General features: G+C 51.4%; 17 protein-coding genes and 1 tRNA gene. 15 read left to right on the top strand and 3 right to left on the bottom strand.

What is annotated here, in order from left to right; genetic code table 11:
- The first annotated feature begins 130 nt into the window (after positions 1–130).
- Positions 131–3,670, top strand: a complete 3,540-nt coding sequence (mfd, locus tag ACZ5FK_RS09455; RefSeq protein ID WP_464804666.1) for a transcription-repair coupling factor — start codon at positions 131–133, stop codon at positions 3,668–3,670.
- 89 nt (positions 3,671–3,759) lie between these two features.
- Complete coding sequence (gene spoVT / locus ACZ5FK_RS09450) at positions 3,760–4,296, top strand: stage V sporulation protein T (RefSeq protein ID WP_464804665.1); 537 nt, start codon at positions 3,760–3,762, stop codon at positions 4,294–4,296.
- Between the two features lie 71 nt (positions 4,297–4,367).
- Here spoVT and ACZ5FK_RS09445 read toward each other — a convergent pair whose 3' ends face one another.
- Together ACZ5FK_RS09445 and ACZ5FK_RS09440 are read right to left on the bottom strand one after the other, a co-directional pair.
- A complete protein-coding gene (locus ACZ5FK_RS09445; RefSeq protein WP_464804664.1) occupies positions 4,368–4,781 on the bottom strand; it encodes a hypothetical protein in 414 nt (137 codons plus the stop codon).
- 92 nt (positions 4,782–4,873) lie between these two features.
- A complete protein-coding gene (locus tag ACZ5FK_RS09440) occupies positions 4,874–5,398 on the bottom strand; it encodes a hypothetical protein (RefSeq protein WP_464804663.1) in 525 nt (174 codons plus the stop codon).
- A gap of 214 nt (positions 5,399–5,612) precedes the next feature.
- Between ACZ5FK_RS09440 and ACZ5FK_RS09435 the strand changes: the two genes are divergently transcribed.
- The 11 genes from ACZ5FK_RS09435 to ACZ5FK_RS09385 all read left to right on the top strand — a co-directional run bounded on the left by ACZ5FK_RS09435 (position 5,613) and on the right by ACZ5FK_RS09385 (position 12,664).
- Positions 5,613–6,083 carry a DUF5412 family protein gene (locus ACZ5FK_RS09435; protein WP_464807465.1) on the top strand — a complete coding sequence of 157 codons (471 nt, stop codon included), beginning with the start codon at positions 5,613–5,615 and terminating at the stop codon, positions 6,081–6,083.
- Positions 6,053–6,133: a hypothetical protein gene (locus ACZ5FK_RS09430; RefSeq protein ID WP_464807412.1), complete on the top strand. Its 81-nt coding sequence runs from the start codon at positions 6,053–6,055 to the stop codon at positions 6,131–6,133. Before ACZ5FK_RS09435 ends, ACZ5FK_RS09430 begins: the two co-directional genes overlap by 31 nt.
- Before the next feature lie 139 nt (positions 6,134–6,272).
- On the top strand, positions 6,273–6,683 hold the full coding sequence (mntA, locus tag ACZ5FK_RS09425) for a type VII toxin-antitoxin system MntA family adenylyltransferase antitoxin (RefSeq protein WP_464804662.1): 411 nt from the start codon (positions 6,273–6,275) through the stop codon (positions 6,681–6,683).
- Positions 6,676–7,083: a type VII toxin-antitoxin system HepT family RNase toxin gene (hepT, locus tag ACZ5FK_RS09420; RefSeq protein ID WP_464804661.1), complete on the top strand. Its 408-nt coding sequence runs from the start codon at positions 6,676–6,678 to the stop codon at positions 7,081–7,083. Before mntA ends, hepT begins: the two co-directional genes overlap by 8 nt.
- 419 nt (positions 7,084–7,502) lie before the next feature.
- Positions 7,503–9,089 (top strand): putative polysaccharide biosynthesis protein, encoded by a 1,587-nt coding sequence (locus ACZ5FK_RS09415; protein WP_464804660.1) that lies wholly within the window; start codon positions 7,503–7,505, stop codon positions 9,087–9,089.
- A 4-nt stretch (positions 9,090–9,093) separates the two neighbouring features.
- Positions 9,094–10,560: a bifunctional methyltransferase/pyrophosphohydrolase YabN gene (yabN, locus tag ACZ5FK_RS09410; protein WP_464804659.1), complete on the top strand. Its 1,467-nt coding sequence runs from the start codon at positions 9,094–9,096 to the stop codon at positions 10,558–10,560.
- Entirely contained in the window at positions 10,550–10,840 is a 291-nt protein-coding gene (locus ACZ5FK_RS09405; RefSeq protein WP_464804658.1) for an RNA-binding S4 domain-containing protein, read from the top strand. Before yabN ends, ACZ5FK_RS09405 begins: the two co-directional genes overlap by 11 nt.
- An 88-nt stretch (positions 10,841–10,928) precedes the next feature.
- On the top strand, positions 10,929–11,225 hold the full coding sequence (gene yabP, locus ACZ5FK_RS09400; RefSeq protein WP_464804657.1) for a sporulation protein YabP: 297 nt from the start codon (positions 10,929–10,931) through the stop codon (positions 11,223–11,225).
- Positions 11,222–11,689, top strand: coding sequence for a spore cortex biosynthesis protein YabQ (yabQ, locus tag ACZ5FK_RS09395; protein WP_464804656.1), 468 nt, complete (start codon positions 11,222–11,224; stop codon positions 11,687–11,689). Before yabP ends, yabQ begins: the two co-directional genes overlap by 4 nt.
- Positions 11,690–11,744: 55 nt before the next feature.
- Positions 11,745–12,155, top strand: a complete 411-nt coding sequence (locus ACZ5FK_RS09390; RefSeq protein WP_464804655.1) for an FtsB family cell division protein — start codon at positions 11,745–11,747, stop codon at positions 12,153–12,155.
- Positions 12,156–12,244: 89 nt separating this feature from the next.
- Complete coding sequence (locus ACZ5FK_RS09385) at positions 12,245–12,664, top strand: S1 domain-containing RNA-binding protein (protein ID WP_464804654.1); 420 nt, start codon at positions 12,245–12,247, stop codon at positions 12,662–12,664.
- 827 nt (positions 12,665–13,491) lie between these two features.
- On the opposite strand, the gene ACZ5FK_RS09380 is transcribed toward ACZ5FK_RS09385, so the two are convergent.
- A tRNA-Met gene (locus tag ACZ5FK_RS09380) sits at positions 13,492–13,565 on the bottom strand.
- 195 nt (positions 13,566–13,760) lie between these two features.
- On the opposite strand from ACZ5FK_RS09380, the gene ACZ5FK_RS09375 reads away from it, so the two are divergent.
- Together ACZ5FK_RS09375 and tilS are read left to right on the top strand one after the other, a co-directional pair.
- Entirely contained in the window at positions 13,761–16,178 is a 2,418-nt protein-coding gene (locus ACZ5FK_RS09375; RefSeq protein WP_464804653.1) for a SpoIIE family protein phosphatase, read from the top strand.
- Positions 16,179–16,208: 30 nt separating this feature from the next.
- A complete protein-coding gene (tilS, locus tag ACZ5FK_RS09370) occupies positions 16,209–17,603 on the top strand; it encodes a tRNA lysidine(34) synthetase TilS (protein ID WP_464804652.1) in 1,395 nt (464 codons plus the stop codon).
- The last annotated feature ends 11 nt before the right edge of the window (positions 17,604–17,614 follow it).

Below are 17,614 nucleotides of genomic sequence, written 5' to 3'. Positions count from 1 at the left end.
CGTTTGGAGCAGTCCTTGCTTTGATTTCAAATTGCCATCACACGGTCAATGCCAGTAAAACATGTTTCGGTACAAACACATACGTGGAAAGAGAGTATGTATCTACCGCGTTCAGAAAGGACCTATACCATTGGAAACACTACTCAATGCTTTCATACAAGAAAATGAGATTCGAACCATTTTAGAAGACTTGGCAGGCGGACAGGACCGTCAGCTGATCACGGGGCTTTCCGGCGGGGCAAAACCCGTCTTTTTCCATGCACTTGAAGAGACGGCCGGGCAGCCAATCCTGATCGTCGTGCCGAATATGCTGCAAGCGCAGCGGACATATGATGATCTGATGAAATTGACAGCGGACCCATCACTCGTCCACCTGTATCCGGCGGAAGAGCTGATTGCCGCCGAATTTTCGGTATCCAGCTATGAAATGCGGGCGCTGCGGATCGACGCGCTCGATCATATGGCGCGCACGGGCAAGGGTGTCTATATCACACCCCTCGCTGGACTCAAGAAACTGCTGCCATCCAAAGCCAGATGGCTGGACTCGATATTGACAATATCGGAAGGCGAGGATGTCGACGTGGAAGCGATCCTGACGTCCCTCGTCACAATGGGGTATGCGCGCCAGGATATGGTGACCGCGCCGGGCGAATTCGCACTTCGCGGAGGAATCCTGGATATCTATCCGCTTACGGAAGAGGAGCCGTTCCGGATCGAGCTATTCGATACGAATGTCGATTCCATCCGGACATTTTCCGCAGACGATCAGCGTTCGACAGGGAAGCGGGAGTCGGTGACCATATTACCGGCCGCAGAACATGTCTGGACGCGCATCGACCTGATGGAGATCGCGTCACGGCTTGAAGAAGAGCTCGCAAAAAGCCTTCAGAAGATCAAAGACGAGAGCGCGAAAGAGGCCCTCACGCTAAATATACAAGCGGACATCGGCATGATGCGTGACGGCATCGTTCCGGATGGCATGCTGAAGTACGCGTCGCTGGCAGAAGAGGCACCTGCGTTTCTTGGAGACTATTTCCCGGAAACCGGAATCGTCCTGTTTGATGAAATCGGCCGTATCCATGAAGTCGCCTCCACCCTGGAGCGCGAGGAAAAGGAATGGTTCATGGACCTGCTGGCGGACGGCAAGATTGTTCATGGCGCGTCACTTTCCTATTCCTATGAGCAGATCCAGGCAATGCTGAAACAGAGACGCGCGTACTTATCGTTGTTTACGCGGTCGGTACCGGGTCTGACATTGAAGAAGACGGTCGCCTTTTCTTGCAAGCCGATGCAGGAATTCCATGGCCAGATGAACGCGCTAAAGCACGAGATGGAGCGCTGGCAGCAAGGGAAGTTCACGGTCCTCATCACGGCGGACGGTCCCGAGCGGATGAAACAGGTGCAGGGGATCCTGCAAGATTATGAGATTGACAGCAAGCTTGGCGGTGAGTTGACGGAAGGCGGCATCTCGATCATCGACGGCGACCTGTCGGCGGGATTCGAATTGCCGCTCCAGCGTCTCGCTGTCATCACAGACGCCGAGCTCTTCAAAGGGAAGCAGCGCAAGAAGAAGAGCCGCACGCAGAAGAAGATGACGAACGCCGAGCGCATCAAGAGCTACTCGGAGATCAAACCGGGCGATTACATCGTCCACGTCAACCACGGAATCGGGAAGTACTATGGCGTTGTGACACTCGAAGTCGGCGGCGTCCATAAAGATTACCTCGATATCCGTTACCGCGCAGAAGACAAACTGTATGTGCCTGCCGATCAGATCGATTTGATCCAGAAATACGTGGCGTCCGCTGAAAAGGAGCCAAAGCTTCATAAGCTCGGCGGTCCGGAATGGAACCGAACGAAAACGAAAGTCTCTTCCGCAGTCAAGGACATCGCGGACGACCTCATTAAGCTGTATGCAAAGCGGGAAGCGGAGAAAGGGTTCGCATTCTCGGAGGACGATGACATGCAACGTGCATTCGAGAATGCATTCCCGTATGAGGAAACGGACGACCAAGTACGTTCAATTATCGAAGTGAAGGCTGACATGGAAAAGGAACGACCGATGGACCGCCTCCTTTGCGGCGATGTCGGGTACGGCAAGACGGAAGTTGCCATCCGTGCGGCGTTCAAGGCAGTATCGGACGGCAAGCAAGTCGCATTCCTTGTTCCGACGACCATCCTCGCGCAGCAGCATTACGAGACAATGAAAGAACGGTTTGCAGGCTTCCCTGTGGAAGTATCGCTGCTGAACCGGTTCCGCTCAAAGAAACAGCAGACAGAAACATTGAAAGGCTTGCAGGCAGGCACGGTGGATATCGTCGTCGGCACGCATCGCCTCTTGTCCAAGGACGTCGTCTACAAAGACCTCGGCCTGTTGATCGTCGATGAGGAACAGCGCTTCGGCGTCACCCATAAAGAGAAGATCAAACAGCTGAAGTCGAATGTCGATGTATTGACGCTGACCGCGACGCCAATTCCGCGGACGCTCCATATGTCGATGCTCGGCGTGCGAGATCTCTCTGTTATCGAAACGCCGCCTGCGAACCGGTTCCCTGTGCAGACATATGTCATGGAACATAACCTAGCGCTCGTCAAAGAAGCGGTGGAACGTGAACTCGGACGGGGCGGACAGGTATTTTATCTCTATAACCGCGTTGAGGATATCACGGAACGCGTCGAGGAGATCAAACAGCTCGTGCCGGAAGCCCGCGTCGCCTTCGCTCACGGCCGGATGACCGAATCCACGCTCGAATCGGTTATTGTGAGCTTCCTGGAAGGGGAATACGATGTCCTCGTCACGACGACGATCATTGAGACGGGCATCGACATTCCGAACGCGAACACGCTCATCGTCCATGACGCCGACCGCATGGGCCTCTCCCAGCTCTATCAGCTCAGGGGGCGCGTCGGACGGTCCAACCGTGTCGCTTATGGCTATTTCCTGTACCAGCGCGACAAAGTGCTGACAGAAGTGGCAGAGAACCGGCTGCAGGCCATCAAAGAATTCACGGAGCTGGGATCGGGCTTCAAAATCGCGATGCGCGACTTGTCCATCCGCGGAGCGGGGAACCTGCTCGGCGCCCAGCAGCACGGGTTCATTGATTCGGTCGGATTCGATCTTTATTCGCAGATGCTCCAGGAAGCGATCGAGGAAAAACGGACCGGCAAATCGAAAGCGGATGAGCCTGATGTCGAGATCTCCTTGCCGATCAACGCCTACTTGCCGGATTCATATATCCGCGATGGGTTCCAGAAGATCCAGATGTACAAACGGGTAAAGGCAATCGAAAACGAGCAGGACTACAACGAACTGTTCGACGAGATGACCGACCGGTTCGGCGATTTGCCGCTCGAAGCGGAGCTTCTGCTGCGCGTCGGCCGCATCAAGGCATGGGCGAAAAAGGCAGGCGTCGAAACGATCAAAAAACCGCAAGGCGTCATCGAAATCCGTCTTTCGAAAGACGGGACAGAACGGACGGACGGCTCGAAAATTGTGGCGGACACGATGAAATACGGCCGCGCCGTCGGATTCGGCATGGAAGAGGGGAAACTGCTCATCACGATCGACGAACGGCATGCGGGAAAGACGACCGAATTCGATGTGCTTGAGAATGTGATCCAGCTGCTTGGCGCAGCCAGCCGAGAAAAAACGGAAAGTGAAGCCGGATAACGGCGTAATTGCATAAAATGTCCATGCATGATGCATACTAGACCCGAACGGAAGACGGTTTTCAATTTTGGGAAAGTGAGGCATCATGCATGAAAGCAACAGGTATCGTGCGCAGAATCGATGATTTGGGACGGGTGGTCATCCCGAAGGAAATCAGAAGGACATTGCGCATCCGCGAAGGCGACCCGCTCGAAATCTTCACCGACCGGGACGGGGAAGTCATTCTCAAAAAGTATTCCCCGATTTCGGAACTCGGACAGTTCGCCAAAGAATACGCGGAAACGTTATACGAGACACTTGGAACTCCCACGCTCATCAGCGACCGGGACGAAATGATCGCCGTGTCCGGACTCTCGAAGAAAGATTATCTGAACCGCCAGCTCTCACCGGACGTCGAAGAAGTGCTCTCAGGCCGCACTATGGTTATGGAGAAACTCGAGAAGTCCGTCGAATGGGTGCCCGGCCAAGTGGAACAGGCCAAATCATACTGCATCATGCCGATCGTCGCAGGCGGCGACACCATCGGCGCAGTCTACCTCCTGTCCAAAGTGCACTTCCTCGGCGACACCGAGCAAAAAGCCGCCGAAACCGCTGCGCATTTTTTGGCGAAGCAGATGGAACAATGAATGGAAAAACAGCCTGCCCTCACCGGGAACTACCGGTGGGCAGGCTGTTTTAATGGGTAGGAACTTGATATTCAAGATGAAGACACCTTAACACAATGGCTATCTGCAAAATTCTTTAAATGAACAAGCACATCGGCCGGCTGAAAAAGAGAGACACGAATGGGCATTTCATGCTGCAGCCGGATGGTCGCACCTTGTTGGCTCCAGCTAATTCTTTTGATCCGAATGGACGAAATGTTTGCCGGCAAGACGGTCCGCTCATAAATGGGAAGATGAAAAAGAGCAACTTGGTAGGTTATTTTATCTTGGTGAAGCACAAGTTCATACGTGACAAACAACGTTAGAAGGCAACAAATACTCAGCAGAAGCAACAGACACGATAAAAGAATCGGCCCTTTTGTAGTTATGTTGAGAATGGTTAGAACCCCGCATATTGCAAGATAAAATGATAATTGAGATCTTTGGGTGGTCGCTGTATATTTCATGGTACCTCCTGAATTACGGTTTATTGCGGCGGCATACGAGATCACCTTTCACGCGATAGAACGAAAAAGTTCAGAATAAACGTTGCGGTCGCTTATTTCCGATGGGATTCCAAATAGGCGACCACCTCATCCGACCCAAGCCTGTCAAGCTTCGTATTAACGGCATGAGCAAACAATAAAACTCTGTCGTATACAGGGATAAATTCAACATGCAACTCAAAATCAGTCGGTCTGATAATATCGTAGCTCTTTTGATCATCTACATAGTATGCGACGAGAATATGCGAATCAATTTGAAGAATATCGGTAGGTTGTGCAAAAGCGATAGTGGCCCACTCATTTACAGAAGTCGTTTCACGAACAGAACTAGTTCTATTATATTGCATGCCATGTTTATTTTGCCGTGAGAAAATCAAGCCAATCTTATCAGGGTCTGCGAGTAGAAAGAGCGTTCCCGATTTGCCAGGAAGTATTAAATACTCTTCCTCGATTAGAATATCCTCTTTAGAAAACCCTTCCTCATTCAACACATACGAGATGTTGAAAAATCTATAATATAAAATAGCCATCACAAGAGCAATTAGCAGGACGCCAAAACCATATAACCACTTTTTCATATGCGATCCCTCTGTTCTGAAAAAGAATTGGGCAAGAGGACTGAACCCTGTGCTTGTTGTAAGTGAATTCCTATTGTACTTACTATCTAATATAGTTGATTGCAAAGTCAAGACTTTCCATTAACTAATTTCAATATATTGCAACAAGTCAATTAAGTATTGTGCTAAAATTGCGAGATAATAGCTAATCGAGAAGAGGGAATGACGATATCTAGTGGAGAGAAAATACAATTTGTGGTCATTCATTTTATGTGTGGTATTAGTAGTGCTCTCACTACAAGCGTTATATGCGGCTTATAACGGAACTTGGCAAGTGGCACCACCCGCTTTGACATTATGGTTGCTCGCAATTATTGCCTTCATTACAGGTATTGTTGGTTTTACAGACAAAAGCAGCAGGCGAGCGAGATGGAGAAGCTGGCTGACGGTGCTAATCGTAATCCCCCTTTCGGCAATTTTTCTAGTTGGCGCAGCAGTTAATACATTTGCGAGAGAGCACATTGAAACGGTACAATCCCCTGACTCCAAAAATATTATCGATTTTTACACAGTAAACGGTGGAGCGGCTACCTCCATCAGTGTAGCAGGTATTCTAAATGGTCCCCTCTGGTTTAAAAGAGGATTTATTACGAAAATCGTATGCACAAGGCGGATGTGGAGTGGGAAGATAACCACATTGTTATAATAAACAATCACACTTTGAATTTGGATAAAGGTGAAAGGTTTTCGGATTAAAATTTTACTTGCAAGTTTAAACGCTTGGGAGTTACCTGACCTGAACTCCAATTTTCTGTATACTATATCTATGGAAACTGGAAATCAAAACCCTACATTATTCTAAGCACACTTTGCGTTTGAAGGGATGGGTGAATTTATGCTTCAGGAAGATTTGATCAATCAACTAGTTGGCAAGATGATCGAGAAGTTGAATCCTTCGTTTATCCTCTTGTTCGGCTCTCAAGCCAAGGGCGTTGCGCATGAAAAGAGTGATATCGATCTTGCCTACTTTAGCGATATCGAACTGTCATCTTATGAACGCTTCCTATTTGCATCAGAACTTGCGGAACTAGCGGGTTGTGAAGTGGATCTTGTGGATAGTAAGCAGGTGGATACCATTTTTACAATGCAAATCTTTGAGCAGGGCATCCCCATTTATATACAGGATCAAGATGAGCTCACACGTCAGACAATGAGGGCCTACAGCATGTATGCTGAGTTTAGTGAACGCCGTGCCCCATTTGTCAACGCAATTTTCGAGAGGGGAAGTGTGTACGGAGATGAATGATGTCCTACTCAATAAAGCGGCAGTGATTGAGCGGTGTCTACAACGGATTTCCGATGTATATGACGATCGTGCTGAGAATCTTGAAGATTATACGAAACAAGACAGTATTATTTTGAATATCCAACGTGCCTGTGAAGCGAGTATAGACATTGCTATGTATATAGTGAGCGAGCGAAAGTTGGGTATACCCAAATCCAGCCGCGACGCGTTCAGGTATTTGGATGAAGCAGATATTATTCCCGAGAAAACCGCAAAGTCTTTGAAAAACATGGTCGGTTTCCGGAATATTGCTGTTCATGATTATCAGGCATTGGATCTGAGTATATTAGAAGCCATCCTAGACAATCATATTAAAGATTTTAAGGAATTTACAAAGACAGTGCTGCAGTTAGATAAGTAAATAAAGATGGGAAACTAAGTATCAAAATGAACAAAGGGCTGCTCCGGAACAACCGGTGCAACCCTTTTTATATAGCAACTTCTATTCTTTTACACGAATCAACCCTTTAATCAAAGGGGATGGTCTGTCGTTGTATGCCGCGGTCAATGTTCCACTGGATGTTTCCTAACTTAAGCAACGCAAGCCCTGCCTTCTCTTGCGTCCTTGCGGCCCTGTAGCCGCGCCAGTGTGAATAAGTATCCTCAAAAACAGTTTGCAGAATGCCATTAGTGCTAAAAGTCACTACTGTGTTAACTGATTGATTGTACCATACATCGGTCCTAAAGTCAACTTGTCGTCATTGTACGTTTTATGACAAGCTGCAATCATGGCCTGAACTGCTATAATAAAAGCATTCATATAACGAAAGAGGCTTTGTAATGGCAAGTACGGATTGGAATATGAAGACGTTCGCGAAAGGCGCGTCGATTTTGGCGATCTCCGCGATTGTCGTCAAGCTGCTGGCCGCGGTATACCGGGTTCCGTATCAGAACCTGGTCGGGGACAAGGGCTTTTATATCTATCAGCAAGTGTATCCGTTCATCGGCATTTTCATCGTCTGGACGTCGTCGGGATTTGCGGTTGCGGTTTCGAAGCTGCTCGCGGGAAGTGCTCGCGGCGAGGAGAAGGCGATCATGCGGACGGCTTTTTTCTATTTGGCATGCGTTTCTATCCTGTTTTTCGTCATCCTCATGGGCGGGGCACGGGTGATTGCGGGCGCCATGGGGGATTCGGACCTTGCGGGGCTGCTGCGCGCAGGTGCTCCGATCGTGCTGCTCATGCCGATGCTGGCGACGCTGAAAGGTGCATTCCAATCAAGCGGGAACATGCTGCCCGTCGCGGTTTCGAATGTCGGGGAGCAAGTGGTGCGCGTTGCGGTGATCTTGCTTGGCACGTGGCTCGTCATCCGCTCGGGCGGTTCGTTATACCGGGCGGGCGAGATGGCGATGTGGGGTGCTGTTATCGGGCAGGCGGCAGGCGTCGTCGTCCTGGCGCTTTATTTCCGGAAAAAATGGAAGGGCGAGCTGCGGACAATCCGTGTCTGGTCCGTCTTAAAAGAACTGACCGTTATCAGCATTAGTGTGAGTGCCAGCTCCCTCATCCTGCTTCTGTTCCAGCTCGTCGACTCATTCACCGTACTGAATATGCTGACCGCGGACGGGGTGGATGCCGAACTGGCGATGGAGCGGAAAGGTGTCTACGACCGTGGACAGCCGCTCGTGCAGATGGGAATCCTCATTGCATCGACCCTCTCGCTCGCAGTCGTGCCACTGATTGCGCATCATGCATCCAAAAAAGAGGGACGGGGCGCTGAGCCGTTCATCAGCCTGACATTCCGTACGGCGTTTTTATTCGGGACCGCAGCAGCATGCGGCCTTGCGCTCGTACTGCCGTTTGTGAATGAAATGCTATTTGAGACGCGCGATGGATCGATTGCAATCATCATTTTTGTCTTGCAGGTGTTCTGGCTTTCGCTCGTGTTGCCGATGACGGCGATTTTGCAGGGGGCAGGAAAAGTGAAAACCCCGACGCTGATTCTCTTAGCGGGAGTCCTAGTGAAGCTCATCGCCAATTGGCTGCTTGTACCGTTGCTGGATATTACAGGCGCCTCAATTGCGGGCAATATCGGCTTTGCGCTTATGACAGCTGCGTTAGTGATCTATTTTAAGCGCGTCTTTCCAGCAAGGCTTGCTCCCGGCAGCTTTTATAAATGGACTTTTATAGCGACGCTTTCCATGGTGATTCTCGTGCCGGCGTGGTCGCTTCTAGCGGACGGCTTTCTGTTTGACGGCCTGCCGTCCAGGATAGCGTCCGCATGCACGGCACTCACTTCTGTTATGATAGGGGCAGGCACTTTTCTATTGATCACAATGAAAAGCCGCGTGCTCGCGGAGAAAGAATGGTACGTGCTGCCATTCGGAAAACGGCTTGCGCGCATACAAATGAGACTAACGACGAGAAGGTGAAATGATGCACCCGATTACGATTATCGGCCTTGGGGCAGGTGACCTCGATCAGCTGTCCCTCGGTTCGTACCGGAGGATCAAACAGGCCGGACGCTTGATCGCAAGGACCGACCAGCACCCGGTTGTGGATCAATTGCGCGAAGAAGGCATCGCAATCGACAGCTTTGATTCTGTTTACGAAGCGAACGATTCGTTTGAGAATGTCTATGAAGAGATTGTGGAACGGCTGGCTGGCATGGCGGAGCAGGCGCCGGTCATGTATGCAGTTCCCGGCCATCCGCTTATTGCAGAACGCACGGTTCAGTTATTGATTGAAAGGGAGCGTGCGGGGCTTGTAGAGCTTGAATTGGTGGGCGGCAACAGCTTCCTCGATCCCGTGTTCTCTGCGCTGCGCATTGATCCGATCGAAGGGTTCCAGCTGCTGGATGCGACGGATTTTGCGCGGGATGATGTGAACATGGCGCAGCACGTGCTCATCGGGCAAGTGTATGATGCGTTCGTCGCGTCTGATGTCAAATTGACGCTTATGGAGAAATATGCAGATGATCATCCTGTGACAATCGTGACAGCGGCGGGATCCGCGGACGAACAACTCCGCACTGTGCCCCTGTTTGAACTGGACCGGGAGGCGGAGATCGATAACTTGACGACGGTTTACGTACCGCCAGTCGTGGAGCAGGAAGGCAGGCTCAAAGAGTGGGCATCTTTCCGGTCCATCATCGCGGCACTTCGCGGACCGGATGGCTGCCCGTGGGATCGCGAGCAGACGCATGAGTCGCTCAAACGGTATTTGATCGAGGAAGCGCATGAGCTGATCCAGGCGATTGACGAGGAAGACGACGAAGGCATCATCGAAGAGCTCGGCGATGTGCTCTTGCAAGTGTTCCTGCATGCGCAGATCGGCGAAGACGATGGGTACTTCTCCATGGAAGACATCCTCCAGTCCATCGGCGAGAAGATGATCCGCCGCCATCCGCATGTGTTCGGTGAAGTAAGTGTCGAGGATTCCGCCGAAGTGCTCGCGAACTGGCAGGATATCAAGCAGGCCGAAAAGCCGAAGAAAGAGTCCCAGCTCGACGGACAGGAACGATTCGCATCGTCGCTTCTGACGTCCTTTAATTACCAGAAGGCAGCGGCGAAAGTCGGCTTTGACTGGCCGGATATCGAAGGGGCGTTCGAAAAGTTCATTGAGGAATGGGAAGAGTTCCAGGTGGAAGTCAGAGAAGGCTCGAAAGACGCGCAGCTGGATGAACTCGGCGATGTGCTGTTCACGATTGTGAATGTCGCACGCTTCCTCAAACTGTCGCCGGAAGAAGCAATGGTGCACGCGAACCAAAAATTCAAGAAACGCTTTTCATTCGTCGAAAAGAGTGTGCTCGAGGGGCGAGGCTCGTTCCTCGATTACACGCTCGATGAACTCGAAGCGTTTTGGCAGCAAGCGAAGGGAAAGGGAGAGGGACATGAGACTTGATAAGTTTTTGAAAGTATCGCGATTGATCAAACGGAGAACGCTCGCAAAACAGGTGGCTGACCAAGGACGTATTACGATCAACGGCAAGGTGGCGAAGGCTTCTTCCGATGTAAAGGAAGGGGAGGAGCTCGCCATCCGCTTCGGCCAGAAAATCGTCACCGCGACAGTCGACCAGCTGAAGGAGTCGACGAAGAAGGAAGACGCCGCGTCCATGTATACCATTTTGAAGGAAGAGAAGCTGGACAAGGTCGAGCCGGAATTTGTGGATGATGAAGAGTAAGCGAAGAAACATGACAGGATCATTTCTGTCATGTTTTTTTCATGCCCGCATAGAATGGCAGTGAACGTACAAGCCAAGGAGGAATACTATGCAAATTCAAACGGACAGCCCAACCTACGCCATCCCTTCCGGCGACCATGTCGTCACAATGCGCAACCGCAAGCGGATGGACATCACATCTGTTAAAACGATCGACCGGTTCGACCAAGAAGAATTCATCGTACGGACATCGCAAGGCATGCTGCAGATCCGGGGCGAAGAGCTCCGCATCGTCCATCTTGACGTCGATAAGGGCCTGCTCACGCTGGAAGGCACGATCGGCACACTGCAATACGACGAAGAAGAAACAGGTTCACGCAACTTCCTCCATAAATTGTTTGGATGAGCCTTTCTGTTCAGTTTCTAAGCCTGCTTGCCATGATCGGAACCGGCGTCCTTGCCGGGGCCTGGATGGATATGATCGGAACCGGCATTTCGCATACTGGGAAGACGTCATGGATCCGGAGGCGTGCCATCTTCCTGGAAGCGATATGCTGGCTTGCGATCGGCGCCGGTTCGTTCTATGTGCTGTTCCTCGTCCGCGACGGGGCGTGGCGGATGTACGATCCGGTAGCGCAAGTGAGCGGCCTGCTGCTATATGCTGCACTGCTGCATAAGCCTTTCCGATTCGCTGGCAGGCTGATCATCCTCCTTGTCATCCGGCCGATCTGGTTTGTCATGCGCCTGCTCTTTTTCATTCTTCAATTCGTCTATCGCATCATCGTCCGCATCGCTATGCTGCTGGCCGCCCCCTTTGTCTACCTCTATCATCTCATTGCGAATAAACTCTTCAAAAATAGTTCGGAATGATATATACTGGGTAGACAATGGAAGAGACCGGTAAGTGATGAGAGGAAGTGGGGACATGGAGCAAAGGAAGACGAAAGCCACCGTTGCATCGATTGAAACTGAATATGTCCGCTCGTTGCGCAAAAAAGAGGACTGGCGGAAGAAGCAGAAAAGGCGTTTAAGGCAGAAGCTAGCTATATACGCCGTGATATTCGCGTTGGTTCTCGGAGGTATGACCAAGATGTACATCGGCCAGCAAAAGACGCTTGCGAAAAAAGAGCAGGAAAAAGTGGAGATGCTTTCGAAACTCGAGGATGTCCAGGAGGAGACCGAGGCACTGAAACAGCAGCTCGTCCTGCTCGACGACGATGAGTACATCGCCAAGTTGGCACGGAAACATTATTTCTTGTCCGAAGAGAATGAAATCATTTTCTCTGTTCCTGAAAAAAACAAGAAAAAGGACAAAAAAGAAGCGGGAAAAGAGTAGTCTTATTGACACTCTTTTTTTGTTGGCTATAATGAGAGTAAGGCTTCCTGCGGGATGCCGCTTAAATTCTAAGGAGGAGCAATTTTTTTATGTCAATTGAAGTAGGCAGCAAGTTACAGGGGAAAGTTACAGGGATCACAAACTTCGGAGCATTCGTAGAGCTGCCGAACGGTTCAACTGGTCTGGTCCATATTAGTGAAGTCGCGGACAACTACGTAAAGGACATCAACGACCATTTAAAAGTGGGCGACATGGTTGAAGTAAAAGTGATGAACGTCGGTACAGACGGCAAAATCGGGTTATCGATCCGCAAGGCGAAGCCTGAATCTGAACGTCCTCAACGCCCTCATCGTCCACGCCAGGGCGGTGGCCGCTCTCACCAGGCGGAGCGTCCAGAGAACTTTGAGCAGAAAATGGCAAAGTTCATGAAAGACAGCGAAGAACGCTTGTCAACATTGAAACGTGCAACAGAGTCAAAGCGTGGCGGCCGTGGCGCAAGAAGAGGGTAACTTGCTGGCTGATTCAATTTAATACATGCGGTAGCAATCCCATGTCAGGAGTCCATTCCTGGCGTGGGATTGCTTTTTATGTTGCAAGGCATGCTGACATGCGTCCCGGCTGCTGCACTTGGCGCTTCAGCCTGGACGAACGATTGGTTTGTCCAGTTTCCGGCCAAATGACAGATTGACCGGTAAGTTGCAGACAGAAACGCCCGTTTAGCGAGGCTGAACGCCTGTTTAATGATGTGAACGCCTGTTTAGCGAGGCTGAACGCCTATTTAAAGATGTGAACGCCCGTTTAGCGAGGCTGAGCGCCTATTTAATGATGTGAACGCCCGTTTAGGGGATCGAGCGCCTATTTAATGACGTGAACGCCCGTTTAGCGAGGCTGAACGCCTATTTAATGATGTGAACGCCTGTTTAGCGGGTCGAGCGCCTATTTAATGATGTGAGCGCCTGTTTAGCGAGGCTGAACGCCTATTTAAAGATGTGAACGCCCGTTTAGCGAGGCTGAACGCCTATTTAATGACGTGAACGCCTGTTTAGGGGGGGCGAGCACCTATTTAAAGATGTGAACGCCTGTTTAGCGGAATCGAGCGCCTATATAATGACATGAACATTCGCGTAGCTAGTCGACCAATCGGTTTTCTGTGACGCACCAGATTAGAAGATCAATCGGTCGGCCGGTAAGCACAAGAGGCTTACCAAGCGAACCGCTCGTTTAACAGGTAGAGCAGCCGACTATCTAATCGTTTAGCGCGCTAACCAAACACCAGACTAAGTCCAAACAACAAAAAAGACCAGCCTCGACAAAAGAGGCTGGTCTTTTACATGGATAGCGGCGGAGGGGGTCGAACCCACGACCTTACGGGTATGAACCGTACGCTCTAGCCAGCTGAGCTACGCCGCCATGATGTGTTCGGATTTGAACAACAATCAACATATTACATGCGTTTGTGATACATGTCAACTGGTCCTCGGAAAAAAGATGAGAAATGGTCCGTTTCCCGTCGAAAGATTTTTCAAAATACGTGCCAGGAACAGACAAATTATCTCGCTTGTCCCCGGTATACTCGGTGTAAAGAAAACATAGGGGGAAATCGAGATGAAGATGACTGGTATTTTGGAAAGGCCCATTACGCAGCAGATTCGCCACGCAGCGGAGGCTGTCAGGAAACGCCGGCTGTACATGATGACGGCGCTCACGTTTCTGATCGGTTCATTTTTCTTGTCACAAGCGGTCTTGTTCGACTCAGCCGTCCCGTTCTTTTTGCCGGTCTGGGCACTTGCGCAGCTCCGCTTTCGCAAGCATCTGATCTGGGTGTTCGTGGGCGGAATGACGGGCAGTGCGTTCCTGGGACTCGGACAGGCGGTCATCCATTTACTCGCGTTGCTGCTCTTCAATATGGTGATCCGGCACCCGTTGATGCGGAAATCGGTGCCGCTGACGGTAGCCGGCTGTATCATCATTGTCCAGGTGATCTGGCAATTCATGATGCATGCCGGCAACCCGCCTCTCATCGTTCAGCTGTCAATCGGATTCGAGGCGATCCTTGCATTGTTCATGACGCTATTCCTCTTCATTTCCTTCCCTCACGCGGATCGGTTCCTGTTCGGAAAATGGACACCCGAGCGGCTTGGCGCCGTCTGTATAGTCGGGACGATGGCGACGACAGGCATGGGCGGCGTCATGGTCGGGCCTGTCTCCGTGTCGGGCGTCCTGCTGCATTTGGCGATCCTTCTCGCCGCACTCGCAGGAGGGCTGCCATTCGCGACGACCATCGCAATGATGATTGCTGCCATATCAGGGCTCGCGGAACTGTCCTTCAGCGGCATGATGGCTGTATACGGGATGACCGGCTTTTTCGCCGGCGCCTTTAGACGGCTCGGCAAACTTGGCATCGCGACAGGGGCGCTGGCGGTATCGGTATTTTTCCTACTATATGATTTGACCCTGCCGCTTGATGCTTCCCATTTCTATACCATTGCCGCCGCTACGCTGTTATTCCTTTTTATTCCATCCAAAAAGGTGGAACCGCTAAGGACAATCTTCGCTCCGGAGCAGCATGATCTGTCCGTGAAACGCCAGCAATGGCTGACGGACCGGATGAATGAGCAGCTGGCTGACTTCAGGCAATTTGCGGACTTCATGTCCACGCTTGTCAGCGACCGGTTTGCACCTGATCAGCAGGAGCAGCCGGCTGAAGAAAATGAAATACCGTCCATTTGCCAATCTTGTTTCCGCTATTCGAAATGCTGGGCGGGTAATGATGAAAGCATGGCGCGCCTTTTATACGAATGGGATACGACCTACTCGGCGACGAAGAAAGCAGCGCGTCACCGGGTGGAGGACCGTATTAAGCAGAAATGCGTCCGTTCCAGCGGACTTCTGTCAGAGCTCGAGGAACAATCATCCGGCAAGCTACTAATGGGCCAGCTTCAGCACGGCCGGAAGATGCTGGCGCTCCAGCTGCGCGATATGAGCAGCCACCTCGAGAAGATCATGAATGATATCAAAGAGGATATAGCGGTGAATAAACAGGCGGAGGAGGAGCTTGCGAAACGGTTTGAACAGCAAAGCATCGAATACTACCAGATCGATGTGCTGTCAGAAGTGAGGGGGGCATGCCAGATCGTCTGCTCGCTGCCTGAAAAACGATCAGAGTTCGAAACGGATACGACCGTGGCGGAGCGGATGATTGTCCCCATCTTGGAAGAGATGTACGGAGAACCGTTCAAAGTGGCGAAGTCCTCTGTCCATGAGCACCCATTCCCGCATATCCAGCTTTCATTCAGTTCAGCTGTGCGATTCTCGCTCGAATATGGGGTGGTTGCTACGGCAGGCATGGGCACCTTCCATGCAGGGGACGCCTATGAGGTATTCCCTATCCACGATGGGCTGACTGCTGTTTTGCTGTCTGACGGAATGGGGCAGGATATGAATGCGTACCGGGAAAGCCGGAAAGTGATCCGCCTCATGCGGGAATGCCTGGACCGGAAGATGGATCCCGAGACGGCGATGCACACGCTGCATTATATGATGTCCTTGAACGGGCTGGATGACATGTATGCGACGCTTGATCTTGCCCTCTTAGATCTCCAGGACGGCAAGCTATGGTCATGGAAAGCAGGTTCGATGAGCACCTACATCAAACGTGGATCGGAATTCATCCGGCTCGACAGCAAATCGGTCCCTGTCGGCTTCCTTCCTTCATTCTCAGTCGAAGCAAAAAGCGAGGAACTGAAAGCGGGCGATATCATCGTTATGCTGACGGATGGCGTATTCCATCCGAATGTGCCGCTCGACAAGCAAGAGCAGGCACTGTACCGGACACTCAGCATGTATGAACATGTAAGCGGGGAGGCGATGTCTGATAAGATCATGTCGGAGATGGAACGGAAATTCGGAAAGGTGGCGGATGACAGGACGGTGCTGGTGATGAAAATCGACCATGTATTGCCAAAGTGGGTGACCATCAAGCCGAATGATCGAATTATTTCCCGGGAAAAGGTGGTAGTATAAAGGGGAGGTTACTTGATCTGAGGTGTTACGATGAATTCATTTGAGAAGAAAATCATGACATATATAGAGGAGCAGTCGATGATCGAGAGAGGGGACCGGGTGCTTGCCGCTTGCTCAGGAGGTGTCGATTCCGTCGCCCTCCTGCTCTTTCTTACGGCTCATAAAGAAATGTTAGGGATTGAGGTGGGAGCGGTTCACGTCGATCATATGCTCAGAGGGGAGGAATCACAGGAAGACGGAAGGTTCGTCAAGATGATCAGTGATGCGCTTGGTGTACCGTTTCATGGCGGTGAAGTTCCTGTGCCGGACATCATCAGGCAGCAGGGCGGCAATGTCCAGGATGTATGCAGGAAAGGGAGGTACGCATTTTTTGGCGAGGTGATGGATCGCTGCGGATATACGAAACTTGCCGTCGCTCACCATGCAGAGGATCAGCTGGAGACGGTTCTGCTGCAGATCGCGAAAGGGAGTCCGCCGCTCGGCATGCCTGCCATGCGGGATTTTGGAAACGGCCTGCTGATCCGTCCTCTCCTTCCCGCGGTGAAGGAGGAGCTGCGGGACTGTGTACAGGAAAGCGGGACGAAGTGGCGGGAAGATCCGAGCAATGCAAGCAGCAAATATACGAGGAACCGGCTTAGGCATCAGGCGGTCCCGCCCCTTCTCGGAATCAATCCGAAGGCCGCAGTGCAATCTGTACACATGACAGAGAGACTGCGCGAGGATTCCGCCTTGCTCGATTCTTTGGCGAGTGAGGCGTTTGCGGCGTCTGTCGGCTTCACGGAAAAAGGCTTTCCGGAAGTGCGTGCAGACCAGTTCAAATCAATGCACCCTGCTTTACAAAGGAGGCTCATTCAACTACTATTAAATCATATGTACGATGGGGAAAATATACCTGTGGACTATAGCGCAGCCCTGCTGGAGAGTCTCCGCAGACATCTTTGTGCAAGCGATGGAAATGCAGATCTGCATTTGCCGGCCGGCGTGATTTGCCGGCGGCATTATGGAAGGTCGGTCTTCATGCAGAAAGAGACAGAGAAGAGGCAGCCGCTCCAGGTGACACTGGTGAAAAACGGGTGGACGGCCTGGAATGGCTGGCGATTTTACTGGGGAGACGCTGCGCAGCCGCCTTCCGATATACCGCAGCGTGTGGAAGTGAAATATTTCACATTGGACGATCCGTCACTGCCGCTGTCTGTGCGGACGCGGAGAGACGGGGATCGGCTCCGCCTTTCGGGAATGGAGAAGCCCAAGCGGCTGTCGCGGCTGTTCATTGATGAGAAGATCGAAAAAGGACTGCGGGACAAGACGCCTGTCATCATGACGGCGGGCGGGGACGTGTGCGCAGTTCCCGGCATCCGGTACGGCGCGTTGTTTTCGGATGATGCAAACAGGGGAAAGTATATATTCATCGCATCCCGTGCTTGATGCAGCCGGGT

It is taken from the genome of Sporosarcina sp. GTC18466 (assembly GCF_055389225.1).
Note: the sequence above shows the minus strand (reverse complement) of the source record. Positions and strands in the feature narration are given on the sequence as shown.